The sequence below is a fragment of the Thiomicrospira sp. genome, from assembly GCF_014859555.1.
In the GTDB taxonomy this organism is placed as follows: domain Bacteria; phylum Pseudomonadota; class Gammaproteobacteria; order Thiomicrospirales; family Thiomicrospiraceae; genus Thiomicrospira.
Genome location: NZ_JACUTY010000008.1, coordinates 26,000 through 52,193 on the forward strand (window position 1 = coordinate 26,000; position 26,194 = coordinate 52,193).

Below are 26,194 nucleotides of genomic sequence, written 5' to 3' on the forward strand. Positions count from 1 at the left end.
AGAGGACATAATCATGAAGAAACTCGCCTTACTCGTTAGTGCATCACTAACCCTCGTTATATCCAACCCAAGCTTCGCGGGAAATCCAGAAGCGGGTAAATCGTTACATGATGAAGCAAACTGTTTAAGATGCCATACCGCTCAACCTTACAACCCTGCTAAAACCAACACCTACGAAAAACTCGTGGCGGCCGTTAGTTTTTGTAATAACAATCTAAATGCCGGTTGGTTTGATGATGAAGTTGCAGATGTTGCGGCTTATTTAAACCAGAAATACTACAAACTTCCAAATTAACTCAACCATGTCTTCTCATAATAAAAAGCCAGATTACTCTGGCTTTTTATATCTGGGCACCTCGATTAAATTTTTGGTTTCCCCAGTGCTTCAAGATGTTTCGTTAAAGCTTGCACTTCTTCTGGATCAGCCTTTTCTAAATCTTCATACAATTGGTCATAAGCATCATTAACAAGCTTATCAATCGCCGTCATTAAGAAAAAGTTCCGAGAACTTGCTTTAACTTCCTCTTGAGCACGTGGTTTTTGTTGCCATAAACGCTTTAACGCAGGATCCTGCTCAAACAAGGCATCTACCTTGTCCAACAAACCATTTAAGGCCGATACGGTTTCGTATGGCCAATATGGACGTCCCCAACCATTTTCATAAAAAGCAAAACGATGCGCAATTGCTAAGTCAAACGCATCCGCCATTCCCTCTAATCCAATAGACTCCGCCGTTTTTTTAGCACGTTCTATACGCTCTGGAGCCAAGATCGGTGCATCCGACATCCAGCGACCAAACACCACCCAGGTGTTATTGCGCTCAATATACTCATATTGTCCGGTGCGATACGCCATCACATTCTCGGCTGTTACAATATATTCAAGGTTAGGTTGATCAAGTTTTCTGGTGTCTTCCCAGCGCTCCCAGCCTTCTCCGTAATCGCTTTGTCTGTCAGGTAGATTAATCGCTACCGGCGTACAAAAGGCACCGTAGTCATGACCTTCTACATAATCTTCTACTGAGATTTGGTAATCGCCCGACTCTAAAACACGCGTGACCTTACCCACAATAAAGGCATCGTCACGAATCGTAGTAGATGGAAAACCCACAAAAACACGATCGTCTAGTTTAAAATTTTGCGCGTAAACGTTACCCATTACTAAGAGCAACAGCCATAACCCAATTTTAGTTTGCTTGAAAAAAGTCACAACTTACTCCTCAATCTTAACGGCCAGCACATCACAAGCCGCTTCGTGCAAGATGGCATCAGCTGTCGAGCCAATTAAACGTTGCAAACCCGAAATGCCACGACGTCCGATCACAATCAAATCCGCATTCATCTGCTGAGCTTTAGCAATCACCTCAACTCTCGGAACACCGCTGATCACTTGGCAAGCCGTTGGCTCAATGCCATTTTGATCGGCCAAGACTTCCAAACGTTTTTGAGCGGCCTTATAAAGCTTATCGCCCAGCTCATCGTCCCAAATTCCTGGCATCCCGGTAATCGCAATATCTTCCAAAACCGGATAAGTCGGAATTTCAGTGACATGAATCACACTGAGATCCGCATCGTAAACTTGCGCCATTTGTTTAGCACGCTGTAAAGCTTGACCACTGTGTTGTGAAAAATCGATGGCCACAAGAATGGTTTTATAGTTATGCATTTTTCTTCCTTTTTTACACAGTTTCTGTGGATAAGATTGTTAGCAACTCTTTAAATCTAGCAAAAACTTCAATAAAGTCTAGTGGATGCTGGCGATTGCCCATTTTTTTGGCAATCATGAACTCACTGACGGTCTCAAATAAACTGGCTGAGGAATAAAGTCGGCCAAATACCTTGACTGTCCCACCTCACTCAAAGCCAGTCTGGCTAAGGCTTCCGCTTGAGGTACAGCCTTAACCCAATTAGCGAAACAAGCGACTAGTTCCGGGTAAGTCTCAGCAATATCACCGACACCGTTTAAACCTGCTGCAAAGGCTTTAAAGTCATCTGGCTTGACCAATTTCGGCGGTTTGGCCGTCATTTTTGCATGTTGTGGATCAAATTCACAAGACTGAACGTAAATCTCACCCATTCGAGCGTCTAAACACGCCCACCAAGTCGTTTTTCCAGTGGCTTCATAAGCTTGATAAGCTAAGGCTTTTAAAGAAGAAATCGCCAAAACCGGTTTATTCCAACCCAATGCTAAACCCTGCACCACACCTGCCGCAATTCTCAAACCGGTAAAAGCACCGGGTCCTTCGCCAAATACTAAGGCCTCAATCTGCGCTGGCTCGATACCGGCTTGTTGCATCACCTTATCAACCATCGGCAGAATAAGCTGAGCATGCTGTTGTGGCGCAAACTCAGCACAAGTGTATGCTTTATCGTTTACGATCAAACTGGCCGCGCAATTCGCTGTCGCGCTTTCTACCGCTAATACAATACTCATGCTTTACTCATCACTTTTTTAAACTCATTCCAAGTCTTGCTGGGCTTTTAATAAGGCCAAGGCTTGCTCTGGCTCAAACACCCAAGGAAAATTTGGCAAGCTATCAATAATACTCTGACCATATCGTTTAGTGGTTAAACGTGGATCACACAACATTAACACGCCTCGGTCAGTCTGGTCACGAATCAAACGTCCACTGCCTTGTTTTAAAGCCATCACCGCCTCAGGCAATTGAAAATGCGCAAAGCCGTTCAGACCTTTTTGCTTTAAATAACTTTCGCGTGCTTGCACCAATGGATCATCAGGAGGCGAAAACGGAATCCGGTCAATAATCACCAATTGTAGCGCTTTGCCTTTAACATCGACCCCTTCCCAAAAACTGCTGGTACCTAATAGTAACGCGGATTCTTCGGATTTAAAACGCTCTAATAATAGATTTTTAGGCGCTTCACCCTGTACCAACAAGGGACCCGACCAGTGTTTTTGCAAAATGGCTTGGGCTTCACCCAACGCACGAAAACTGGTAAATAATAAAAAGGCACGCCCTTGGCTGGCTTTTAGTAACGGCCAAGCGGCTCTTAAACATATTTTAATATAATTAGGATCGCGCGGCTCGGGTAAACCGAGCGGATGATAAACCACGCCTTGTTTGGCATAATCAAAGGGGCTGGGCCAAACTGCGGTTTGGGCCGTATATAAACCTAAACGTTGCTGAAAATAATCAAATTGATGACGAACACTTAGTGTGGCAGACGTAAATATCCAGGCGCCACCAATAGACTCGCGTTGACGTTTAAACGGTTCAGCCACGCTTAACGGCGTCATATTAAGCTTAAATCGGGCTTGGGAAGACTCCGCCCAGCGTACCTCGGTTTCTTTTTCGGTTTCTAACCAAGCTTTTAGCTGTTTTTCGATTTCTTGGGTGCGTTTAGCCACGGCGGCTAACAGTTTGCCGCGTTCCTCCAAACCTTTTAAGTGATCGGCTAATGCGCCCAAATGGTTTAACAGGCGCTTTAAACTGACTAAAAACACATCGGTGCTGGATAACTGTTGCCAAGTCCAGCGTTTTTCCCACTTGCCTAGGGCCTCATTCACCAGTTTGATTTGTTCGGCGAGCAAGTTAACCCGGTCAATTAAGTCTTCAGATTCGGGTGATTCTTGCAGTTTGGCTTGTTTAATATCACGACACAACTCATCGAGTTGATGGCGTGATACCGAGAAACCTAAAAACTGAGCCGCAATATCCGGAAGCTGATGAGCTTCATCAAAAATGGTAACATCTGCATTCGGCAATAATTCGCCAAAGCCTTGTTCACGCAAAGCTAGGTCGGCGCAAAACAAATGATGATTAACCACTAATACTTGGGCGTCATTGGCTTTTTGTTTCATTTGGGGATAAAAACAATCGGCTTCTTTCTGACAGCCGACCGCTTGACAGAATTCCAACCGAGCACAGACTTTTCGCCAAATAGGATCACTTTCTTCAACTTTAATGCATTCGGCTAAATCACCGGTTTTGGTTTTACCTGACCAGTCGCGAATATCCGATAATTTTTGCCAATCCGATTTATTGTTCTGTTCTTGCGTTTCGGCTAAGGCCAAGCGTTGATTGCATAAGTAGTTTTCTCGGCCTTTAAATAAAACAATTTGGCCCTTTAAACCGCATACTTTTTTAAGCAAGGGCAAATCTTTATCTACCAGCTGTTGCTGAAGTGTTTTGGTCGCGGTGGATACGATGACTTTTTTGCCTGATAACAGCGCCGGAATTAAATAGGCAAAAGTTTTGCCGGTGCCGGTGCCGGCTTCGGCAATCAACGTGGCTTCGGCTTCAATTGCTTGCGCAATCTGCTGAGCCATGTCAATTTGAGCATCACGAACGCCAAAGTCTTTGATCGTTTGCTCCAAGCCCCCGCCTGCCTTCAAAAAGGCTTCCACCTTATTTTGCAACGCCAATTTTCACCCTTCACATCCTTAAAATCGATTAAAAAGTATCCTAACCTTAACGGTTGAAGCGACTAGCATAACCAATAATCACTTTATTTCAATCAAAATCCCGATCAATACTAGACAAAGCCCCTACAAGCCAGTAGAATTCGCGTTTCAAATTTGAATCGAGTTGTGAAACTCATTAACCTAGGTAATTATCATGAAAATTTTATCTTCATTGAAATCAGCGAAAACTCGCCATAAAGATTGTCAAATTGTACGTCGTCGTGGCAAGGTGTATGTGATCTGCAAAACAAACCCGAAATTCAAAGCTCGTCAGCGTTAATATTTAACGTTTATTTGCTTTAAATAAAAAAGCCGTCCTGATCAGACGGCTTTTTTTTTGCCTAACATTTAATTTAAGACGGCATTTGTCTAAATTACTCAAAGCACCAGGCCTGGTGCTTTAGAATCCCTGTAGACATTAAATTATTAGTTAGCTAAGGCGGACAAAGTCCTTTTGAGCCTGTTGCAAGGTTTTTACAATCAAATCCGTATCTACCTTACCAATAAAGTAATTCGCGCCCATCTCAATGACCTCACGGCTATTGTTATCGCTGGTCATCGAAGTATGCACGATAATCGGTAAATTACGGGTTTTAGGGTTAACTCTTAACTCTTTAATCACCGTGTGACCCGAAGCCACAGGCATTTCCAAGTCGGTAAAAATAACCGAAATGTCGTCCAGGTTAGGTTGTTTAGCAATATAGTCCAACATTAAACGACCGTTATCAAACCCTTGTGATCGCAAACCAAGCTGCTCAAACACCATAGCCATGTATTTTTGGATCGACTTACTGTCTTCAGCAAACAAAATCTGACGTTTTTTCATGGCCGAGCTAAACTGAACTTTAGACGCATCGACTTCTTTGGCGGATGAAAATATCTTTTTCGCCATGACGGGCATGGCTTCAATCAATAGTTTCTCAATATCCAGAATATAGCACAGAGTTTCACTGCCTTCGAGATAGGTATGGTTAACAATTTGATTGCGATTAACGTCTACATTGTAGTTTCCGGCCGGATGAATATTAGTCCATTCTTTTTCTTCGACACCATGAATATGCGCGACACGCAAACCAATAAAGTTGCGACTAAAGTCGGCCACGATAATAATCGACTTTGCACGTTCTTCATCAGTCATATCGAACCCCATCCACTTGGGCAAATCAATTACCGGAAGATAGGTTCCGCGCAATTCAATCATGCCTTCAATCAGCGGATTACTATCTGGCATTTCAGACACGGGATACGCGCGGGCTTCCAAAACTTCGCGCACCTTAAATACGTTCATGCCGTAATAAGACGGTTCTCTTTGATTGGGTTGTGGAAACCGAACTTGAAAAACCATCAAACTTAACTGATTGTTTTTACTTAAATTAGCGGTCTTTTCAATTTGTTCCAGCGTTGTACTCATCCGATATCACCTGTTTTAATTAGGGTTTATTGGCCTTATCTTAATACCAATCCCCAAAGATAAAAAGCCCAGACGGCCAGAAACTAACTAATTTGATTTTTCTCAAGCCATTGTCTAACCGGCTTAAAACTGCTTCGATAGCCTTCAATTAAACCGTAACGTTCAATCGCAGCTAAATGCTCAACCGTCGGATAACCTTTATGACGATCAAATCCGTAATCGGGATATTGAGCGTGCAGTTGCATCATTTGCTCATCACGATAGACTTTGGCTAAAATCGACGCCGCACTAATTTCAGCAATTAGAGCGTCGCCTTTAACAATCGCCCGGCAGTCGCAGGATAACTCGGGACAGCGATTGCCATCCACTAGAACCACATCAAACGGCTGAGTTAAAGCTTCAACACTTTGACGCATCGCGAGCATGGTGGCTTGCAATATATTAATGTCGTCAATGGTCTTGGCACAAACCCCTATTACCGCGTAATCGAGCGCCACTTCACGAATTTTTTCAGCCATCTCGACACGTTGGACATGCGTCATTTTTTTAGAATCTTTTAATTGCAAACGACAGTCGGCTGGCAAAATAACGGCCGCCGCAACCACTTCGCCCACTAACGGGCCGCGACCAACCTCGTCTACCCCCACTCGGATAATACCAGGCCTGGTGGTTAAGGATGCCTCAAATAAACTGGCTTGCTGCATTTAATTAAGCTCAGCCCAATCAACTACCGCTTGAGCGGCCAATGAAGCACTGTCTTGTTTAAGCGCGGTTCGCTGCACACGGAAGGCTTTTAGCTGGGTTTCTCGGCGGCTTTTATCGAGCATTAAACGCCCCAATTCTAACGCAAGTTTATCGGGTGTGACATCATGTTGAATCAACTCAACAACGACATCTTGCTGAGCCAAAATATTAGGCAATCCAATCCACTTGGAGATCGCTAAACGCTTCATAATCCAATAGGAAATAGGGTGAACTTTGATCGCAATCAGCATCGGACGCATCATTAAAGCCGCCTGCAAAGTCGCCGTGCCCGAGGTTACAATCATCTGATCACAGGCTTCCATTACAGTTTGTGCTTGTTGATCTACCAATTTTATCGGTAATTTTGAGCCATAAAGTTTCACTGACACTTCAATGCGCTCACGCGCACGCTGATGTACACACGGAATGACAAACTGCATAGTGGGATGAATCAAAGCCAGCTTTTTGGCGGCTTGTATATAAATATCCACCATGCGATCAATTTCGCTCATACGTGAACCAGGCAACAGCGCTGTGACGGGTACATCCAGAGACAAGCCTAAGGTTTGACGAGCTTGCACCGCATTGGGTTCATTTGGGACTTGATTCGCTAGTGGATGACCCACAAACTTGACCGGAATCTGATAACGTTCATATATCTCGGGTTCAAATGGAAACAGCACCAACACGCCATCAACTGATTTTTTAATATTATGTAAACGTTTTTCACGCCAGGCCCATACCGAAGGCCCCACATAGTGAATGGTTTTTAAACCGGCTTGTTTAAGCTGGCGTTCAACATAGAAATTAAAATCCGGCGCGTCAATACCGATAAAAGCATCCGGTTTAAGCTCGAGTAGTTTTTGAATTAAGTGTTTTCTGAGACGGAGTAATTTTGGCAAATGTTTAAGAACTTCAAACAACCCCATTACCGAAAGCGTCTCCATTGCAAACCAACTTTCTAAACCTTCCTGTTGCATATTTGGGCCGCCAATCCCAACAAAACGTGCGTCAGGATAACGAGCTTTCAAGCCTCTTATTAAGTCAGCGCCCAATAAGTCTCCTGAGCTTTCACCGGCAACTAATGCAAAAGTGGGTTGAAATTGGTGGTCATTCATAACAGTTCATTAACGCACAATACCGCGTTCAGCCTGCTGAATGAAGTTAATCAGAGAGTCAAGTGTGCCCTTGTCATCGTTGAATGATTTGATTTGCGCTAACGCATCATCCAGCTTTAATCCACTTCGATACAATGCACGATAAGATTTTTTTACTAGGCTTAATTGATCTCGATCGTAACCGCGACGCTTTAAGCCTTCTAAATTCACCCCACGAGGTTGGGCTAAGTTTCCAGAAACCACTACATAATCGGGTACATCTTGATTGATCACACTGCCCATACCGCAAAAACTATGGGCGCCGATGTTGCAAAACTGGTGAACCAAGGTATATCCACCCAAAATAGCCCAATCGCTAACGGTTACATGACCTGCCAAAGCGGTCGCATTGGCGAAAATAGTATGGCTGCCGATGACACAATCGTGTGCGATATGCACCCCGGCCATAATCCAGTTGTCATCGCCAATCAAAGTTTCACCACGATCTTGCGTAGTACCACGATTTACCGTCACATTTTCGCGGAATGTATTGCCATTGCCAATCACTAGCGTAGTGGGCTCATCACGATATTTTTTATCTTGTGGCGCCGCGCCAATCGAGCAAAATTGGAAAAAATGGTTGGCTTGCCCTATCGTGGTTGGTCCCGTAATTACAACATGCGGCTCTAATACACAATCGGCCGCTATGACAACATTGGCTCCTATTACACAATAGGCCCCAATTTTAACGCCTTCGGCTATTTGGGCACTTTCATCAATAATGGCTGTTGGATGAATCAATCTATTACACCTTTCTTTCCGCACACATGAGATCGGCTGAGGCAATCACTTTGCCATCAATACGTGTTTCACATACAAACTTCCATATACCGCGTTTATTGCCCGTGGTACGCACTTCAAAATCCAAACGATCACCCGGAATCGCCGGTTGTCTAAAACGACAGTTATCGATGGCGGCTAGATAGTACATCGTATCACCGTCGGGTTTTACTTCTTGGGTTTTGAAAGCCAGAATGCCAGTACATTGCGCCATCGCTTCTACAATCATAACGCCCGGCATAATCGGATTATTTGGAAAGTGGCCGGTAAATTGTGGTTCATTAAACGTCACATTTTTATAAGCTTTTAAGTATTGCCCTGATTCAAACTCGGTCACCCGGTCAACTAATAAAAACGGGTAACGGTGCGGTAAGTATTCAAAAATATCTTTAACGTTAAGCATGAGTATGGATTCCAAGTTATATTATATATTCTTTACAGCAAACGAAATTTAGGTTGGATTGGTTTGCTTTTCTAACTTATTTAATCGCTGGTTTAAACCTTTGATCTTCTCAGAGAATTTAGCCAAGTTTTTGGCATAAATCGCATTCTTTTGCCACTCGGCTAATGGGACCGCCGGAAAGCCGCTGTATACACCCGATTGATGAATGCTATGGGTCGCCACCCCGCGTCCCATGATAGTCACGCCATCAGTCAACTCGATGTGGCCAACCATGCCCGATTGGCCTGCAAAGGTACAGTTTTTACCCACAACGGCACTGCCCGCAAACCCAACTTGACCGGCAATCGCGGTGCCAGAGCCAATTTTTACGTTGTGTGCAATATGCACCAAATTATCTATAATGCAGTTATCTTCGATCACCGTATCGTCAATGGCTCCGCGATCAATCGTCACGTTATTACCAATTGAAACATGGTTACCAACCAGCACTCGGCCAATCTGTGGAATTTTGACCCATTGCCCCTGATGTTTGGCCCAACCAAATCCATCCCCACCAATGACACTACCCGCTTCAACAATACAGTCTGCACCGAGCTGGCAATCTTTCATAACGGTGACATTCGGAGCCAGTCGAGTATTTTTACCCAAACTTACATCGGCTTCCAATACACAACCTGCACCAATAATGACTCGCTCAGATAACACGACATTTTCACCAATCACGACATTCGCGCCAATCGAAACATTCGGCGCCAGTCTTGCCGAATCGGCTACCACCGCACTTTCATGAATTCCACTCACATCAAGCGGTGCATAAAGTTTCTGTGCAACAAAGGCATAAGCCGCGTAAGGGTTATCGACAATAATCGCGGCATTAGGGCATGAATCAGCGTGTTTGGAATGAACTAAAATAACCGAAGCCTTAGAATTCGGCAGATCCTTTAAATACTTCTCATCCGATAAAAAACTAATATCCCCCGCTTGGGCGGTTGATAAACGCTCGATTCTATTTACTTTTAATGAAGCGTCTCCACGCAACGTTAAGTTAAAACCTTTGTGTGTTAAATAATCGACAATCTGTTGTAACGTCAGATGGTTGGAAGCTTGTGCCATATAAAACCTATTTAACGATTAAAATTAGAGCCTTGCTTTTCGAAGTCTTTACTCAAATAATCCAAAACAGCGGGCGTAAGGTCTATGCGTTTGTTGGTGTAGGCAATGCCTTCATACAAGATTAAGTCATAAGATTGGCTAGTACCTACTTCTCGGATAGCCGAGTTCACCAAACTTTGCAGTTTGGCCAACTCTTCATTACGGCGAATATTCAACAACTCTTGTACATCGTTGCGTTTACGTTGAATTTCACGTGTCAACATCTGAATTTCGCGTTCTTTAGCGCCTTGTTGCGCTTCGCTCATGGCTAAACTGTTACGCTTTAGATCATTTTTTTCTTTTTCAAGCTGGCTGTTTAGCTTTGCTAGCTCTTCTTGTTGTGGCGCAAACTCTCGTTCTAAGTTTGAACTGGCGGCTTTGGCTTGTGGCGACTGCTCTAACAACAAACCGACATTAACCACGCCCACTTTGATAGATTCATTTGCTTGTACCATCGCCGTTGAAGCTAGAAAAGCAAACGCTAACACTAAAAGTTTTTTTGCAAAATACAACATTATTTATTTTCCATTTCGATGAGTGAAAACCCGTAAATAATAAACTATCTGCGACTTTGATAACAGCGAATAATCTTTTTTATCTTTCATTATGAGTAATTAAAATGGTACACCTAAACTAAATTGGAACGATTGCAATTTATCGTCTTTTTTATAATGAACAGGTTTAGAAAAGCTGAACGCAAGTGGCCCAACTGGCGTTATCCAAGCAAAAGCTAAACCAGTAGCCGAACGGAACTCACTGGCTTCAACATCCTCAAAAGTTTCAAATACATTACCCGCGTCAAAAAACAAACTTAGTCTTAGGTTAGACGAGTCTTCAATTAATGGCATGGGGAACACAATTTCAGCCGAGGTTAAAGCTCGCATATCACCGCCTCGTGGACGATTAACATCCGTATAATAGCCACCCAGCGAGTTGGGATCAAACCCGCGCACCGAACCTATACCACCAGCATAAAAACGCTCGAAAAAGGGTAGTTTTTTAACGTCGCCATAACCCGCACCGTAAGACAAGCCAGCACCCAGTTTCAAACTAAAGTTATCGGATAAAGGATAAAACCATTTTTCTTCGGCAAACACTTTATAAAACGTCATATCCGAGCTGCCTGGTACCACCGCTTGAGCCGACAAACTGGCCGTTTGGCCCTTTGATGGGAAATAGAAACTATTACGTGTGTCATAACGCCAGCCAGCGGTAATCAATAAGTACTGGTTGTCTGCATCAAACTCGGCTAAGTGTTGCTCACAGGCTTCAAATGCCGTCAAACAACGTAGACTTTGGCTTTCGGCTCTCAAGCCGAAGTTAAGACGTGTTTGTTCACTCGTGGGGTAACCTAAGTTAACTCTTAAGCCCATTTTATCCAAGGTATAGTCGGTGATATTAAGTTCTGAGGCATCAATTTTACTATAATAAACCCCTGTTCCTAAACTCACACCATCATCTGTAAAGTATGGGTTGGTGTACCCTATATCAGCGGACTTCATCGAGGCGCTGGAATTCATGGTTAAATTCAGTTCATTACCTGTGCCTAAAAAGTTCTTTTCTGAAATACCCAGGTTAAAGCTAACCCCATCCAATTGCGAATAACCAATACCCGCCGTAAAAGAGCCAGTTGGTTGCTCTTCAACCATAATGACCAAATCCACTTCATCTTCCGACACGCGGCGCGTATCAATATTAACTCTGGAAAAATAACCTAAGCGATTTAATCGGCTGGTTGATTGACGAACGGCGGCCAATGAATAAGGTGCGCTTTCTAGCTGACGCATTTCTCGGCGCAAAACATAATCACGCGTACGAGTGTTGCCTTCAACCTCAATTTTACGAACATACACCCGGCTCTTAGGCTCTATGTAAAAATCCAAATCCACCCGTTGAGCTTTAGGATCCATTTGAGTGCGAGGTTCAACCTCTGCAAACGCATAACCTTCTTCACTTAAGCGATCTCGAATTGCGGTAATCGCGGCAATGACTTCACTTCGCGAGAATAAATCACCGCTTTCTAAGTTCGCGAGCTTAACCAACTCTTCCTCACTGAGTTTAGTGACACCACTGAACTTAATATCATTTAATCGATATTGCGGGCCTTCAGTTAAGCTCGCCGAAATAAACACTTTAGTTTTATCAGACGATAATGATACTTGCGAGGAATCAATCGAAAACTCAGCAAACCCGCGATCCATATAGAAAGACCGCAAGGTTTCCAAATCAGACTGGAGTTTAGGTCGCGCATATTTATCGCCACTGCCAATCAACACGCTTTCAGACAATAAAAATAGGCCTTTTAACCGATCATCTGGGTAGGTCGCATTACCAACCAGCGTAATACGCTCGATACTGGCCGCCTGACCTTCATCAACGGTTATTTTAAGTTCAACCCGATTACGCGGTAACTCCAGCGCTTCAATCTTAATCGCGGCCGCATAATAACCTTGGTTGTGGTATTGACGTTTCAAATCAATATTGACGCGATCCATTTCAATCGCGTTGTAAATTTTTCCCTGGCTGATGCCCAGTGATCTTAACGCTTCCATTAAGTCATCGGTTTTAATCAACCTATTACCTTTCACATCGATTTGTGCAATCGAAGGTCGCTCAGTGACCTGAATAATGAGCTCATTATTATCACCACGATAAAGCGCTATATCGTTAAAAAAACCAGTTTGATACAAGGCACGTAAACTTTCACGTTCTTTTTCAGGCGTCAATTTTTCTCCAATATTGACCGGAAGGTATGTATTCACGGTTTCAAAACCGATTCGTTCAGTACCATCAACAACAATATCGTTAATAATAAACTCATTCGCTAACAGCGTGTGTGACAAGCCTAATAGGCATAAACCTATAACAAGTTTGGGGTTGAAAAATTTCTTCAAAATTTTATCCATTTGTAATTCTGACCAAGTCATTCGTAAACGCCAAAATAGTAAGGCCAACGATTAACATCAAGCCAATCCGATAACCAATTTCCTCTACACGCTCACTTACAGGGCGACCGCGTATCATTTCGACCAGGTAATACATTAAATGCCCACCATCCAACATCGGAATAGGCAATAAGTTCAAAATCCCTAAACTTAAACTTAACAGTGCCATTAAGCTCAAAAAGCTAATCAGCCCCGATTGCAGTGCTTGGCCTGAAAAATCCGCAATACTCAATGGGCCCGATAAATGGGCTAAACCCACCTCCCCAACTAGCATTTTCTTAAACATCACCAAGGTCATATTCAATAATTTAACCGACTGATGCCAACCCTGTTCAAACGCCGCAAATAGACCGAAACGTTGAATCGTATAAAATTCGCTGTGTTGCAATTGTGTTTGGTCAACCGAGGCTCCTAAGCGCCCGATTTGTTCGCCAGCCTGCTCAACCGCTTCAAACGTGATCATTACATCATATTGTGCCTGATTTCGTTCAAATGTAATCAAATGCGATTCATTTGGGTGTGCCCGAACAAACGTGACCAAGGCTTGCCAATCATTTACCACCTGACCATTCACCGCGCTAATCCGATCCCCCGACTGCAATCCGGCTTTAAAAGCCGGCGATCCGGTTATCACCTCATCAATCCAGGGCTCTAAACTGGGTGCTTTAGGCTTAAAACCCAACTCACTTAACCAATTGGATTTGACATTATTAAGATCGAGTCCAGATAAGTTCAGTTCAATCCGTTGAGGCTGAACCAACGTTGATTCGGTGTCAAAAGGATGCAGCAATAAACTTAGGTTCGTTTTATCATGCACCAATCCCTGCAAAACCGCTTGTTGCACCTGAGGCCAGCTGGACACAGCTTGCTGATCGATCTCAACCAACCACCAGGCCTGGTGGTTATTATCTAAATCGACCATCGCACTAGCCAGCGGTGATGATTCGGTTGGTGCTTCAAATATTGGTTTTAAACTGCTTACACCGAGCATATTAATCACGGCAAACAGGAACCATGCAAACAACAAATTAATCAGCGGTCCGGCCAATACAATGGCAAAACGTTTATAAACCGATTGTTGATTAAAAGCCCGCGCCTTTTCATGTTCGGCTACCGACTCAACCCGCTCATCTAAAAACTTAACGTAACCGCCCAGCGGAATCAAGCCAATCTGATACTCGGTTTCACCGCGCTTAGTTTTATAAATCGCACGCCCAAAACCGACCGAAAACGTAAGGACTTTGACATTAAATAGACGCGCGACCGCAAAGTGCCCCCACTCGTGTATTGTCACCAATACACCTATTAGCAAGCTAAAGCCTAGCACGGCCCATAAAATACTCATATCAGTTTAAGCTCACGTAAACGACCAAAACACCCAAAATAGCGGTAACGCCAATAGTAGGCTATCAATTCGATCCAACACACCACCATGACCCGGCAGAATTTTGCCACTGTCTTTTATATTTACCTGACGTTTTAGTAGGCTTTCAAACAAGTCGCCATAAACCGACAAAGCGGCAATTAAACTCGTGATTAACACAAACACCACCAGGCCTGGCGAGTAAAAAGTTTGCGCCCATCCAAACCAAACCAGCACAGACATCAAGCCAACTAACATTACGCCACCCAGCACACCTTCCCATGTTTTACCTGGGCTGACGTGTGGCGCAAGTTTATGGCGACCAAAACGACGGCCGGCAAAATACGCGCCCGAGTCCATCACCCAAATCATCGCCATACTGAACAACACAACCCAAGCCGAATAGGCTTCTCTTAACCAGATTAAAGACAAGGCAAAACTAACCAAAAACAATAAACCAATCAGTCCAGCTGCAAATGGATTATTTAAGCCCGCTTGCCCGGCACTTAATTGATAACGTGTAACCGCCACCACCACAACAATCAGCTGAATAACCGCTAAATAGACAATCCAGTTATGCGCTTCAAAATATAAACCTATGCCAACTAAACAAGCGGTTAAGACACTAAATGCAAACCTCATAACTCGGTTGTCTAGACGCATAAATTGCGCCCATTCCCAAGCCCCTATCATCGAGACAAAAATCACCGCAACCTGCCAAGCCAATTGCTCGGCACCAAATAAGGCCCATAAAGAAACTACAATTAACACCAAGGCGGTGATCAGTCTTTGCTTTAACATTAGGATATTTGCTCACTGGTTTGGCCGAAACGGCGTTCTCTTTGGCCAAAAGAATCGATGGCCATATCTAAGCTGGCTTCATTAAAATCGGGCCATAAGGTGTCGGTAAAATAAAATTCGGCATAAGCCATTTGCCAAATCAAAAAATTGCTTATGCGCTGCTCACCGCCGGTACGAATCAAAAGATCCGGTTCCGGTAGATCGGACAAACATAAATAAGGCGCTAAATCGGCTTCAGAAAGAGCCGTCGAGGTTTGATTTGGATGCGCGGTTTGCCATGACTTAACCGCTTCTAAAATATCCCAACGCCCACCGTAGTTGGCGGCAATATTTAGAGCCAAACCGGTGTTGTTCTGGGTGAGCTGCTCGGCTTGTTGAATGTGTGACTGAATGGATTCACTAAAAGCTGAACGATCGCCAATAATCCGCAATCGCACATTGTTTTCATGTAATTTGCCGACTTCTTTTTGCAAGGCCTGCAAAAACAAATCCATCAACTTACTGACTTCATCTGGCGGACGTCGCCAATTCTCGGTACTGAAAGCAAATAAGGTTAAGGCTTTAGCGCCACGTTTGGCGCAATGCGCCACCACTTTACGCACTGCATTACGACCCTTTTGATGCCCGATATAACGCGGTAGAAATCGCTTTTTAGCCCAACGACCATTACCATCCATAATGATGCCAATATGCTGGGGAATAGGTTGTGAGGGCTCAGTCTGTGACAAGGTCAATCCTAAATATTCTAAATCGCTATATACAAGCTTATAGCCAAGCCAAAATTGATGGCAAAGAATGACAACGGCCCAGAAGGGCCGTTGATAAGTGCAGACGAAATTATGCCTTATTCAAGGCCAAAATTCGACTTATATTTCCAATAATGAGGCTTCTTTTTCACTAAGAAATTTGTCAATTTTAGCGACAAAGTCATCGGTAAGTTTTTGAATATCATCATCCGATCGACGCGCTTCATCTTCTGTAATGGCTTTATCTTTTAACAGATTCTTCACATCACCATTCGCGTCACGTCGAATATTACGAATCGCAACACGCGCATTTTCAGCTTCGGTACGCGCCACTTTTGCAAATTCTTTGCGACGTTCTTCAGTCAACATAGGCATTGGAATACGTATCATATTGCCATGCACAACTGGGTTAATACCCAAATCAGACGTCATAATGGCCTTTTCAACCTTCTGAAGCATCGGAGCCTCCCAAGGTTGAACCGTCAAAGTACGTGCGTCTTCAACATTGACATTCGCTACTTGGCTAATCGGTACATCCGAACCATAATAGTCCACCATCACGGAGTCCAAAATACTTGGATGCGCGCGTCCGGTACGAATTTTTGCAAAATTTGCTTCCAGAGTTTCAAATGACTTTTGCATTCTGCTTTTCGCATCATCACGAATTTCTTTTAACATGTTAGTCTCCTGTCGTTACTAGAGTGCCTTCATCTTCACCTAGTAAAATTCGATTAAGCGCGCCGTCTTTTAACATATCAAACACGCGTATGGGCATTGCATGGTCACGACACAAGGCAAAAGCCGCCAAGTCCATTACCTGTAAATTCTGTTGAATAACGTCCGCATAGCTCAGCTGGGCAAAACGGATGGCTTGCGGATTCTTTTTAGGGTCCGAATCGTAAATACCATCCACCTTGGTGGCCTTAAGAACAACATCCGCGCCAACTTCAATTCCACGCAATGCCGCGGCCGTATCGGTGGTAAAAAACGGATTACCGGTTCCACCAGCAAACACCAAAACCTCGCCACTCGCCAAACATTTTTGCGCATAGTTAGCATTAAAACCTTCAGCCACACCCGCTACCGCACTGGCACTCATAATACGACTTTTTAAACCAATACTTTCAAAAACATCTCGCAGAGCCAAACCATTCATTAGCGTGGCCATCATGCCCATTTGATCTGCGGTACTGCGCTCAATCGCCTTTGATTGAACCTGACCACCACGAAACACATTGCCGCCGCCAACCACAATTGCGACTTCCACACCCTGCTCGCGAATCGACTTAACTTGCTCAGCCACCTGCTGCAAAACAGCCATATCCCAGCCAAAGTCAGCCTTTCCCATCAGGACTTCACCGCTAAATTTCAATAAAATCCGAGAGTACTTTAGTTTCATGGCGAACCCTTTTATCTATTTTACACTGTGTAAAGTTTTTAAAATTACCGGCAAATGAGTAATTACACGCAATTCTAAAAACTTTCTAATTACTTCTTTCTGTTTTTATGCTTCAAGTACAAAAAAACCATAACCACCAAGTCAAGTGTTCGACTGGCCGTTATGGTTTTTATCAACTAATTAACCTCGCGCGGCTGCGGCGGCTGCGGCGGCTACTTCGTCTGCAAAGTTTAATACTTCTTTTTCGATACCTTCGCCTACTTCTAGACGAATGAAGCGAGTAACAGAAGCCTCGTTTGCTTTTAATAGTTTCTCTACGGTTTGATCCGGGTCCTTAACAAAAGGCTGACCAAGCAAGGTAATCTCTTCCAAGAATTTACGGATACGACCATCAATCATTTTTTCAATGATTTCCATTGGTTTACCGCTTTCTTTTGCCTGCTCTGTCAAGATTTCACGCTCTTTTTTAAGCATGCCTTGATCAACGTCGTCAGACGAAATCGCTTGTGGCTTAGTTGCCGCAACATGCATTGCTACGTCACGAATAAGGGCTTCATTACCGTTATTCATCGCAACCACAACACCGATTTTTTCACCGTGCTGGTAGCTACCGATTTCACCACTTGAGGTTTCAACAATCTCAACACGACGAATTTGCATGTTTTCGCCAATTTTAGCGACTAAGGCACGACGGGTTTCATCAATGGTTTTGCCAGACCCTAATGTTTGTTTTTCTAGGTCTTCAACACTCGTAAAACCTTTCTCAAGTACAACCTTAGCCACCGCATTTGCAAACGTCTGGAATTCATCAGCTTTTGCAACGAAATCTGTTTCACAGTTAACTTCAACAATCGCGGCTTTTTTCTTGTCATCAGAAATAGCAATCGCGATCACACCTTCTGAGGCTACACGACCGGCTTTTTTATCTGCCCCTGCCATGCCTTTAACGCGCAAAAATTCAATTGCCGCGTCCAAATCACCCTGATTTTCATCCAAGGCTTTTTTACAATCCATCATGCCTGCGCCGGTTCTTTCGCGCAATTCTTTTACCATCGCTGCAGAAACTGCCATGTTTAAATTCCTTCTAAATAATCTTTGCTTGGTTAGAAACAACCAGGCCTGGTATGACCAGGCCTGGTGATAATGCATTAAACCTTAATTAAACGGCTTTTTCTTCCGTCTCTACGGCTTCAACAAACTCATCGGCAGCAGAGGCTGTCGTAATACTAGCTTTCGCTTCCATTACGGTATCCGCCATTGCTTCTAAATAAAGCTTGATCGCACGTAATGCATCATCGTTACCAGGGATAATATAATCCACGCCATCTGGATTGTTGTTAGTATCAACTACACCAATAACGGGGATACCTAGTTTTTTTGCTTCCAAAATGGCAATGTCTTCGTTACCAGTATCGATAACAAAAATAGCATCCGGCATCGCACGCATATCTTTAATACCGCCCAAAGACAACTCTAACTTATCTAGCTCACGAGTTAGGGTCAAAGCTTCACGCTTAGTGATTTTGTCGAAGGTGCCATCTTGCTGCATCGCTTCAAGCTCTTTCAAACGTTTAATCGACTGTTTGATAGTTTTAAAGTTAGTCAACATACCACCTAACCAACGATGGTTTACATAAGGCATACCACAACGAGTCGCTTGCTCAGCAACGAGTTCGCGCGCCGCGCGCTTCGTACCAACAAACAAAATCTTACCTTTATTGGCGACAACTGAGCCGGCAAAGTTCAACGCATCGTTGAACATAGGAAGGGTTTTTTCAAGGTTTACAATATGGATCTTGTTACGAGCACCAAAGATGTATTGACCCATTTTTGGGTTCCAATAACGGGTTTGGTGTCCAAAGTGACAGCCCGCTTCAAGCATTTGACGCATTGTTACTTTTGCCATGTTTCTCTCCAGTTTTGGGTTAGGCCTCCGTTTACCCAGCTAAAACGAACTAAGCCAATCAATCTGAGCTTAGCACCCCGTTTTATGTTCCGGTAAACGTGTGTTTTAATTAAAGTTGCGTTATTTTCAAAACGCGTTTAAAAATAAGCGCGGAATTTATACCATAACACCCCCTAATACTCAAGCCTTCAAGCTAGAAATAACATCAAAATAGGCCTATTAATAAATATTTATTAATATCAGGCTTGTTAGCACTTTAGCTCCAGCCTAGATATCTGTTAGACTTTAATGCATATTATATTGGCTTGGAATAAACACAATCGACTATGAGTATTATCTTAAAAACCCCTCAACAAATTGAAAAAATGCGCGTAGCTGGCCGTTTAGCGGCTGATGTGCTTGAAATGTTAACCCCTCTTGTCAAACCGGGGGTCACCACCGAGGAACTTAATCAAAAAGCGCACGATTATATGACTCAGGTACAAGACACCGTGCCGGCCACGTTGAATTACCATGGGTTTCCTAAGTCTATTTGCACCTCCATTAACCAAGTCGTCTGTCACGGTATCCCCGGCGATAAAAAACTCAAAAAAGGTGACATCATTAATATAGATGTCACGGTCATTAAAGATGGGTTTCATGGCGACACCAGCATGATGTTTGAAGTCGGTGAGGTAGCACCCTTTGCCTCTCGTCTCTGTCGCATCGCACATGAGTGTTTATGGAAAGGCATCCAGCAGGTTAAACCAAGAGCCACACTTTACGATGTTGCTTTTGCGATTGAACAACATGCCCATGCCAACGATTGTTCAGTGGTTAAGGAATACTGTGGACACGGGATTGGAGAGGATTTTCACGAAGAACCTCAGGTTTTGCACTACAGTTCTCAAGAACAAAAACGCATCCTACTCAAGCCCGGCATGACATTTACAATTGAACCGATGATTAACTTGGGACGCCCAGAGGTTAAGTTACTTGGTGACGGCTGGACAGTCGTAACGAAAGACCGAACCTTATCGGCTCAATGGGAACATACATTACTTGTTACCGAGTCTGGCTACGAAATTTTCACTTTAAGAACCGGTGAGCAACCTCTTTTATAGGCTAAAGACTCAAATAATGCATTCTCAACCCGACCTGCCTAGCTTCATTAATGCGCTCAAACAACCGGATATCGCGGCGAAGGTCGGGCGCGATATGCTTCAAGGCTTTAGCACACACCAATTTAATCAATTTGACCAAGGTACGGCCGTTTCTGAATTGATTAAAGAGCGTTCAGTATTTATTGATCAAATCCTCAAAAAGATCTGGCACCACAGTTTTGATGCCGAAAACTTTGCCCTAGTGGCCGTAGGCGGATATGGACGCGGTGAACTCCACCCCCACTCGGATATTGATTTACTGATTTTATGTAAAACCCCCTTTACCGATGCCGATAAAATTAGTCAATTTATTACCCTACTATGGGACATGGGGTTTGAAGTCGGGCATGCTATTCGAACCGTTGAAGAATGCCATCAAGCCGGTTTAGATGACATCACCACCGCTACCAACTTATTAGAAGCACGTTGGATTACCGGCAGTTACGAGCTGTTTGAAGCCTTGCAAACTATTTGGAAATTAGACGACTTCTGGCCCAGTCAAGCTTTTTTTGAAGCCAAACTCACAGAGCAAGCACAGCGCCATAAACGTTTTCACGACACGGTTTACCAACTCGAACCCAATATCAAAGAAAGCCCAGGTGGTTTACGTGATATTCAAACCATTTTCTGGGTCGCAAAACGCCATTTTAACGCCACCTCCATTCACCAATTGGTTCAAAAACAATTCATCACACCCGACGAATACCGCGAATTGGACGCGGCTTACAAGTTTTTAAGCCGTGTGCGTTTTATATTACATCGCTTAAAAAATCGCCGTGAAGACCGTCTACTATTCGACAATCAACAACAAGTCGCCGAAACCTTTAACTATCAAGACACCAGTGAAAAACTAGCGGTAGAGCAGTTCATGAATAGCTACTATCGAAACTTGCGTGCGGTGGTCAAACTTAACGAAATTTTACTGCAACACTTTTATGAAGAAATCTTCACTCAACAATCCCAAAAAGTAACCAAGATTAACCAACGATTTCAACTGGTTAATAACTACCTCGACATCCGTACCGAACAAGTATTTCAACAATTTCCAAGCGCCCTGCTTGAACTCTTTATTATTGTAGAAAATGATCCCAGCATTGCCGGTATCCGAGCTCGAACGATCCGACTGTTACGTGAAAACTTACATTTAATTGATGAATCGTTTCGTAACGACCCCATTAACAAAGCTTTATTTATAGAAATATTCCGCCAACCCAAAGGGGTCAACGCGTCCTTAAAACGTATGCATAGCTACGGCATTTTGGAGGCTTATATCCCCGCTTTCCATAAAATATCTGGCCTGATGCAGTTTAATATTTTTCACGCCTATACGGTCGATGAGCACACTATATTAGTGATTCGTTATTTAAGACGTTTTTTCATCAAAGAATATGCGTTTGAATTCCCCACGGCTCATCAAGTTGCACGCTCTATTTGCAAGCCCGAAATCCTGTTTCTGGCGGGCTTATTCCACGACATTGCAAAAGGTCGAAACGGTGCTCATGAAGTATTGGGAGCCGACGATGCATTACAATTTTGCAAAGCGCATAACTTATCCGATAACGACACCAAGCTAGTGGCTTGGCTAGTACGACATCATCTTGAATTCTCAAGCGTTGCTCAGCGTAAAGATTTAAGTGATCCGAACGTCATTTTAGAATTTGCTCGCTTAGTCGGTGACCAAAACCGCCTGAACTATTTATATTTGCTAACCGTAGCCGATGTTTGCTCCACCTCGGACGATGTTTGGAACGACTGGAAAAACGCGCTATTTTTAGAGTTATTTAACGAAACCTCCAACGCGCTTGATAAAGCCCTCGAAGTTCCGAAAGACAAAACCAAAAAAGCCTTACTTCATCAAGAAAAAGCACGCGAAATCCTGGCCAAAAATGCCCTTAATGCCAGCGATTACCAAGCCTTGTGGAATAGTTTGAAAAAGACTGAGTTTTTTAATCGCCAAACACCGCTCGAAATTAGTCGAATTACACAACAACTTTATCAAACACCGCTCGAAGCAATGGCAATATCCATTACCGGAAAAACCCACCGTGGTGCGTCTGAGTTAATGATCTACATGCCTAACCGAGACTTTTTATTTGCTCAGATCACCCAAACGCTGGATAACTTAAACTTAAACATTGTAGAAGCCAAAGTCTATTCAACACGTGAAAATATGACCTTGGTTTTGGTCTACTTTTTAGATAGAGATCAAGTCGCAATTGAAGACCCGGATTTACTAGAACGAATCAAACTTAAATTGGAACACAACTTAATTGATCATCCACCGATTAAACCCTTGGTTAACCACACGAAAGAACGTCGAATCCGTCACTTTAAAACCCCCACCAAAGTTCAATTTCAAGATTTAAGCAAAAAATTCACGGAAATCACAATTTTGACAAAGGATATACCCGGTCTGCTTTCACGTGTTGGCCAAGCTTTTAGAGACTGTGAAATCCGCATGCACGATGCCAAAATTAATACGGTCGGCGAAAAAGCCGAAGACACGTTTATAATTAGCACCACACTCAATGAAGCCATCCCGGTTGAGCACCAACAACAACTCACAAAAACCTTAATGACCTATATTGAGTCCTGATCACACCAAACCAGACCCAGCATCAAGCTTAACGGCTTCAAAAAGCTCAACAGCATTGTGATCCAAATCTCTTAAAAATAAAGCCTGACGCCCTGAGCGGCTAAGCGTGTATTGAACACCTTGTTCGTCAAGCAACCGAGCAAACTCATCAATGCTGTCGACTCTTAAGGCAAAGTGCTGGTCTCGTCCACCATGCTGGGGTCGAGTTGCTTGCTCATAAGGATTCGGCAGCTGCATGATGTGCAAACTTTGCCCGTCCCCCAAACTTAGCCAATAACCGTCAAAGCCTAAATTGGGTCTATCTAAACAACTTAAGCCTAACAACCCTTGATAAAACGCCAAACTCGCCTGAGCATCTTTTACCAAAATACTGACATGGTCGAAGCCGACTACTTTCGCCACACTGCCTCCTTTTTTCTTTAGGCCATAAATCAAAAATGTTACAATTAAACAATTGTATTTTAATTAAGTAAACGGAAACTATAAATATGTCTGCGGATCTACAGCAAATTATTGAAGCGGCGTTTGAACGTCGTGCCGAAATCACGCCAAAAAATGTTGATGCGGAAACCAAACGCGCCATTCAAGAAAGCCTACATTTATTGGACAGCGGCCAAATGCGTGTGGCAGAACGTCAATCAGTCGGCAAATGGACCGTTAACGAATGGTTAAAAAAGGCGGTGTTACTGTCTTTCCGTACCGAAGATAACGTGGTAATGAACTCGTCTGAAACTCGTTATTTTGACAAGGTGCCGTCCAAATTCGCCGATTATTCACAAGCCGATTTTGAAGCGGCTGGCGTGCGTGTTGTACCACCTGCCATGGCACGTCGCGGCTCTTACATTGCACCAAGCACGGTTTTGATGCCGTCTTATGTCAACATTGGCGCTTATGTCGACTCAGGCACCATGGTTGATACCTGGGTAACGGTGGGTTCTTGTGCGCAAATTGGTAAAAACGTACACTTATCTGGCGGGGTTGGTATCGGTGGCGTACTTGAGCCATTACAAGCCGCGCCGACGATTATTGAAGACAACTGCTTTATCGGTGCACGCTCTGAAGTAGTTGAAGGCGTGATTGTTGAAGAAGGCTCTGTTATCTCGATGGGCGTTTATATAGGCCAATCAACTCGTATTTATGATCGCGAAACTGGCGAAATCCATTACGGACGAGTACCGGCTGGGTCAGTTGTGGTTTCTGGAAACCTACCATCAAAAGATGGCTCATACAGCCTATATTGTGCGGTAATCGTGAAAAAAGTGGACGCCAAGACACTCGGAAAAGTGGGCATTAACGAGTTGTTACGCGACATTTAATCACCCCCAAAAGGCGCTTTTAGCGCCTTTTTTGATTTAACCAAACATCAAGCTTAAACTCAAACAATCAAACTTTTTCTGGAACACCCTTTACATGATGACTCTCTATGGCATTTCAAATTGCGATACTGTCCGCAAGGCACGAAAATTTTTAGAGTCTGCCGGACACAGTTTTCAGCTTCATGATTTTCGCAAGGATGGATTAAACACTAAAACTATTCAAACCTGGTTAACCTATACCGACTACAGCGACCTGATCAATAAACGCAGCACTACTTGGAAACAGCTTTCCGATACCGAACAGGCTGCGATTGAGCATCAAGATCTAGCCCTATTGATCCAACACCCAACCTTAATTAAACGGCCGGTTCTGCAACTTGATCAAAGACTACTGATCGGCTTCAAATTGGAAGAATATCAAAACTTATGAGTGCCACGATTGATTTAGCCCAAGCTCTACTCCAGATCGACTCCGTGACCCCTGATGACAAAGGCTGTCAGGATTTAATTGCCGACTTTCTTAAGCCACTCGGATTTAACTGCGAACCCATGCCTTTTGGCGACGTCAGTAACCTGTGGGCACGCAAAGGAGACACCGGGCCGCTGTTTGTATTTGCAGGCCATACCGATGTTGTACCAACAGGCCCGTTAGGTAAGTGGAAGCACCCGCCCTTTTCAGCTGAAATTGATCAGGGAATGATGTATGCGCGCGGTGCAGCTGATATGAAAAGCAGTATTGCTTGTTTTATGGTTGCCACCGAGCGTTTTATTAAGAACTACCCACAACATAACGGCTCGATTGGATTCTTAATCACCAGTGATGAGGAAGGTCCGGCAATTGACGGTACTGTAAAAGTGATCGAAACACTTGAAGCGCGTAATGAAAAAATCGACTATTGTTTGGTTGGTGAACCCTCAAGTGATATTAAGCTAGGTGATTCAATTAAAAATGGTCGGCGTGGCTCATTAAATGCCAAATTGACGATTAAAGGCATACAAGGCCATATTGCCTACCCACAATTAGCCGATAATCCAGTTCACAAAGCCCTACCCGCCCTAGCCGCCTTAATCGGTATTGAATGGGATCAAGGAAATGACTATTTCCCACCGACTTCTCTGCAAATATCAAACGTTCAATCTGGCACGGGTGCGACTAATGTGATTCCGGGCGAAATAGAGGTTATGTTTAATTTCCGTTTCTCTACCGAACACACCCCTGAGTCGCTCAAACAAGGTGTAATAGATTGTTTGGCTCCCTTTAACATAGACTATCAGATTGACTGGAATTTATCAGGCTTGCCGTTTGTAACACCCGCTGAAGGCGAATTAATCCAAGCCACCTCAGATGCAATTCACCAAGTGCTAAATTATCACCCCAATCTTTCCACTGGTGGCGGTACGTCAGATGGACGCTTTATTGCCCCAACTGGCGCACAAGTGATTGAGTTTGGCCCGCTAAACGACACTATTCACAAGGTGAATGAATGTGTTAGTGTTAAGGATCTCGAATTGTTAACCGATATCTATTATCAAATGATGATTAACCTGCTCATACAAAAGGCGTAATTATGGAACTCCCTATCTGGCTGGAATATTTACTTATTGGCCTTCAAATCGGTGCCTTATTTGTTTTTATATGGCTGGTATGGCCGCTGATTAAAGGGGAAAAATGGCGTAAAAAGTTTATTGAAAACAAGCAAGCTTTTTCCATTCTGATCGTCTTCATTCTCGTATTTATATTTGTATACGGTTTAAGCTTTCTATTCGATGCATTATTTCCGGTCGAAACCCTCTATTAAAACCCATTTCTATTTAAACTTTTAAGCTCTAGTAAGGAATCGTAAAAAAATGGGCACCTCGATTAACCCAGAATGAATTCTGGCAACGCCAAGTTTGTCAGATCAAGGC

General features: G+C 43.6%; 28 protein-coding genes. 8 read left to right on the top strand and 20 right to left on the bottom strand.

The features are described from left to right. Positions 1-13 precede the first annotated feature (13 nt). Complete coding sequence (locus IBX48_RS02685) at positions 14-295, top strand: cytochrome c (RefSeq protein ID WP_296830441.1); 282 nt, start codon at positions 14-16, stop codon at positions 293-295. Between the two features lie 65 nt (positions 296-360). Here IBX48_RS02685 and IBX48_RS02690 read toward each other — a convergent pair whose 3' ends face one another. The 4 genes from IBX48_RS02690 to IBX48_RS02705 all read right to left on the bottom strand — a co-directional run bounded on the left by IBX48_RS02690 (position 361) and on the right by IBX48_RS02705 (position 4,338). After that, positions 361-1,209, bottom strand: coding sequence for a hypothetical protein (locus IBX48_RS02690; protein WP_296830443.1), 849 nt, complete (start codon positions 1,207-1,209; stop codon positions 361-363). A 3-nt stretch (positions 1,210-1,212) separates the two neighbouring features. After that, a complete protein-coding gene (locus tag IBX48_RS02695) occupies positions 1,213-1,665 on the bottom strand; it encodes a universal stress protein (protein WP_296830446.1) in 453 nt (150 codons plus the stop codon). Positions 1,666-1,779: 114 nt separating this feature from the next. Continuing rightward, on the bottom strand, positions 1,780-2,433 hold the full coding sequence (gene tsaB, locus IBX48_RS02700; protein WP_296830448.1) for a tRNA (adenosine(37)-N6)-threonylcarbamoyltransferase complex dimerization subunit type 1 TsaB: 654 nt from the start codon (positions 2,431-2,433) through the stop codon (positions 1,780-1,782). 24 nt (positions 2,434-2,457) lie between these two features. After that, the gene (locus IBX48_RS02705; protein WP_296830450.1) at positions 2,458-4,338 is read right to left on the bottom strand and encodes an ATP-dependent DNA helicase; all 1,881 of its coding nucleotides are present in this window, start codon (positions 4,336-4,338) and stop codon (positions 2,458-2,460) included. A 241-nt stretch (positions 4,339-4,579) separates the two neighbouring features. Here IBX48_RS02705 and ykgO point away from each other — a divergent pair, with 241 nt between their 5' ends. Further along, entirely contained in the window at positions 4,580-4,705 is a 126-nt protein-coding gene (gene ykgO / locus IBX48_RS02710; protein ID WP_044406047.1) for a type B 50S ribosomal protein L36, read from the top strand. Positions 4,706-4,855: 150 nt separating this feature from the next. Here ykgO and IBX48_RS02715 read toward each other — a convergent pair whose 3' ends face one another. The 15 genes from IBX48_RS02715 to rpsB all read right to left on the bottom strand — a co-directional run bounded on the left by IBX48_RS02715 (position 4,856) and on the right by rpsB (position 19,232). Further along, the gene (locus tag IBX48_RS02715) at positions 4,856-5,836 is read right to left on the bottom strand and encodes a chemotaxis protein (RefSeq protein ID WP_296830455.1); all 981 of its coding nucleotides are present in this window, start codon (positions 5,834-5,836) and stop codon (positions 4,856-4,858) included. Positions 5,837-5,919: 83 nt separating this feature from the next. After that, complete coding sequence (locus IBX48_RS02720; protein ID WP_296830457.1) at positions 5,920-6,540, bottom strand: ribonuclease HII; 621 nt, start codon at positions 6,538-6,540, stop codon at positions 5,920-5,922. After that, positions 6,541-7,698, bottom strand: coding sequence for a lipid-A-disaccharide synthase (gene lpxB, locus IBX48_RS02725; RefSeq protein WP_296830459.1), 1,158 nt, complete (start codon positions 7,696-7,698; stop codon positions 6,541-6,543). It abuts the gene before it with no gap. Between the two features lie 9 nt (positions 7,699-7,707). Then, positions 7,708-8,478: an acyl-ACP--UDP-N-acetylglucosamine O-acyltransferase gene (lpxA, locus tag IBX48_RS02730; RefSeq protein ID WP_296830461.1), complete on the bottom strand. Its 771-nt coding sequence runs from the start codon at positions 8,476-8,478 to the stop codon at positions 7,708-7,710. A gap of 4 nt (positions 8,479-8,482) precedes the next feature. Beyond that, positions 8,483-8,920, bottom strand: a complete 438-nt coding sequence (gene fabZ / locus IBX48_RS02735) for a 3-hydroxyacyl-ACP dehydratase FabZ (RefSeq protein WP_296830463.1) — start codon at positions 8,918-8,920, stop codon at positions 8,483-8,485. 48 nt (positions 8,921-8,968) lie between these two features. Continuing rightward, positions 8,969-10,033 (bottom strand): UDP-3-O-(3-hydroxymyristoyl)glucosamine N-acyltransferase, encoded by a 1,065-nt coding sequence (gene lpxD, locus IBX48_RS02740; protein ID WP_296830465.1) that lies wholly within the window; start codon positions 10,031-10,033, stop codon positions 8,969-8,971. A gap of 11 nt (positions 10,034-10,044) precedes the next feature. Continuing rightward, complete coding sequence (locus tag IBX48_RS02745) at positions 10,045-10,587, bottom strand: OmpH family outer membrane protein (RefSeq protein WP_296830467.1); 543 nt, start codon at positions 10,585-10,587, stop codon at positions 10,045-10,047. A 99-nt stretch (positions 10,588-10,686) separates the two neighbouring features. Further along, positions 10,687-12,999 (bottom strand): outer membrane protein assembly factor BamA, encoded by a 2,313-nt coding sequence (gene bamA / locus IBX48_RS02750; RefSeq protein WP_296830469.1) that lies wholly within the window; start codon positions 12,997-12,999, stop codon positions 10,687-10,689. Then, complete coding sequence (rseP, locus tag IBX48_RS02755) at positions 12,971-14,362, bottom strand: RIP metalloprotease RseP (RefSeq protein WP_296830471.1); 1,392 nt, start codon at positions 14,360-14,362, stop codon at positions 12,971-12,973. The genes bamA and rseP overlap by 29 nt, the downstream gene beginning before the upstream one ends. A gap of 12 nt (positions 14,363-14,374) precedes the next feature. Beyond that, positions 14,375-15,181, bottom strand: a complete 807-nt coding sequence (locus IBX48_RS02760; protein WP_296830473.1) for a CDP-archaeol synthase — start codon at positions 15,179-15,181, stop codon at positions 14,375-14,377. Then, entirely contained in the window at positions 15,181-15,858 is a 678-nt protein-coding gene (gene uppS / locus IBX48_RS02765) for a polyprenyl diphosphate synthase (protein WP_296830499.1), read from the bottom strand. The genes IBX48_RS02760 and uppS overlap by 1 nt, the downstream gene beginning before the upstream one ends. A gap of 189 nt (positions 15,859-16,047) precedes the next feature. Then, on the bottom strand, positions 16,048-16,605 hold the full coding sequence (gene frr, locus IBX48_RS02770; protein ID WP_296830475.1) for a ribosome recycling factor: 558 nt from the start codon (positions 16,603-16,605) through the stop codon (positions 16,048-16,050). Between the two features lies 1 nt (position 16,606). Then, a complete protein-coding gene (gene pyrH, locus IBX48_RS02775) occupies positions 16,607-17,326 on the bottom strand; it encodes a UMP kinase (RefSeq protein ID WP_296830477.1) in 720 nt (239 codons plus the stop codon). Between the two features lie 180 nt (positions 17,327-17,506). Beyond that, a complete protein-coding gene (tsf, locus tag IBX48_RS02780) occupies positions 17,507-18,397 on the bottom strand; it encodes a translation elongation factor Ts (RefSeq protein ID WP_296830479.1) in 891 nt (296 codons plus the stop codon). An 88-nt stretch (positions 18,398-18,485) separates the two neighbouring features. Next, complete coding sequence (rpsB, locus tag IBX48_RS02785; RefSeq protein WP_296830482.1) at positions 18,486-19,232, bottom strand: 30S ribosomal protein S2; 747 nt, start codon at positions 19,230-19,232, stop codon at positions 18,486-18,488. 326 nt (positions 19,233-19,558) lie between these two features. Here rpsB and map point away from each other — a divergent pair, with 326 nt between their 5' ends. Together map and glnD are read left to right on the top strand one after the other, a co-directional pair. Then, positions 19,559-20,335, top strand: coding sequence for a type I methionyl aminopeptidase (gene map, locus IBX48_RS02790; RefSeq protein ID WP_296830484.1), 777 nt, complete (start codon positions 19,559-19,561; stop codon positions 20,333-20,335). Positions 20,336-20,351: 16 nt separating this feature from the next. Continuing rightward, a complete protein-coding gene (glnD, locus tag IBX48_RS02795; protein WP_296830486.1) occupies positions 20,352-22,970 on the top strand; it encodes a [protein-PII] uridylyltransferase in 2,619 nt (872 codons plus the stop codon). On the opposite strand, the gene IBX48_RS02800 is transcribed toward glnD, so the two are convergent. Beyond that, a complete protein-coding gene (locus IBX48_RS02800; protein WP_296830488.1) occupies positions 22,971-23,372 on the bottom strand; it encodes a VOC family protein in 402 nt (133 codons plus the stop codon). Between the two features lie 86 nt (positions 23,373-23,458). On the opposite strand from IBX48_RS02800, the gene dapD reads away from it, so the two are divergent. The 4 genes from dapD (at position 23,459) to IBX48_RS02820 (ending at position 26,085) form a co-directional block, all read left to right on the top strand. Beyond that, positions 23,459-24,286, top strand: coding sequence for a 2,3,4,5-tetrahydropyridine-2,6-dicarboxylate N-succinyltransferase (gene dapD, locus IBX48_RS02805; RefSeq protein WP_296830490.1), 828 nt, complete (start codon positions 23,459-23,461; stop codon positions 24,284-24,286). 94 nt (positions 24,287-24,380) lie between these two features. Next, a complete protein-coding gene (locus tag IBX48_RS02810; protein ID WP_296830492.1) occupies positions 24,381-24,716 on the top strand; it encodes a Spx/MgsR family RNA polymerase-binding regulatory protein in 336 nt (111 codons plus the stop codon). Next, positions 24,713-25,852: a succinyl-diaminopimelate desuccinylase gene (gene dapE, locus IBX48_RS02815; RefSeq protein ID WP_296830495.1), complete on the top strand. Its 1,140-nt coding sequence runs from the start codon at positions 24,713-24,715 to the stop codon at positions 25,850-25,852. The genes IBX48_RS02810 and dapE overlap by 4 nt, the downstream gene beginning before the upstream one ends. Before the next feature lie 2 nt (positions 25,853-25,854). Further along, positions 25,855-26,085, top strand: coding sequence for a hypothetical protein (locus IBX48_RS02820; RefSeq protein ID WP_296830497.1), 231 nt, complete (start codon positions 25,855-25,857; stop codon positions 26,083-26,085). The last annotated feature ends 109 nt before the right edge of the window (positions 26,086-26,194 follow it).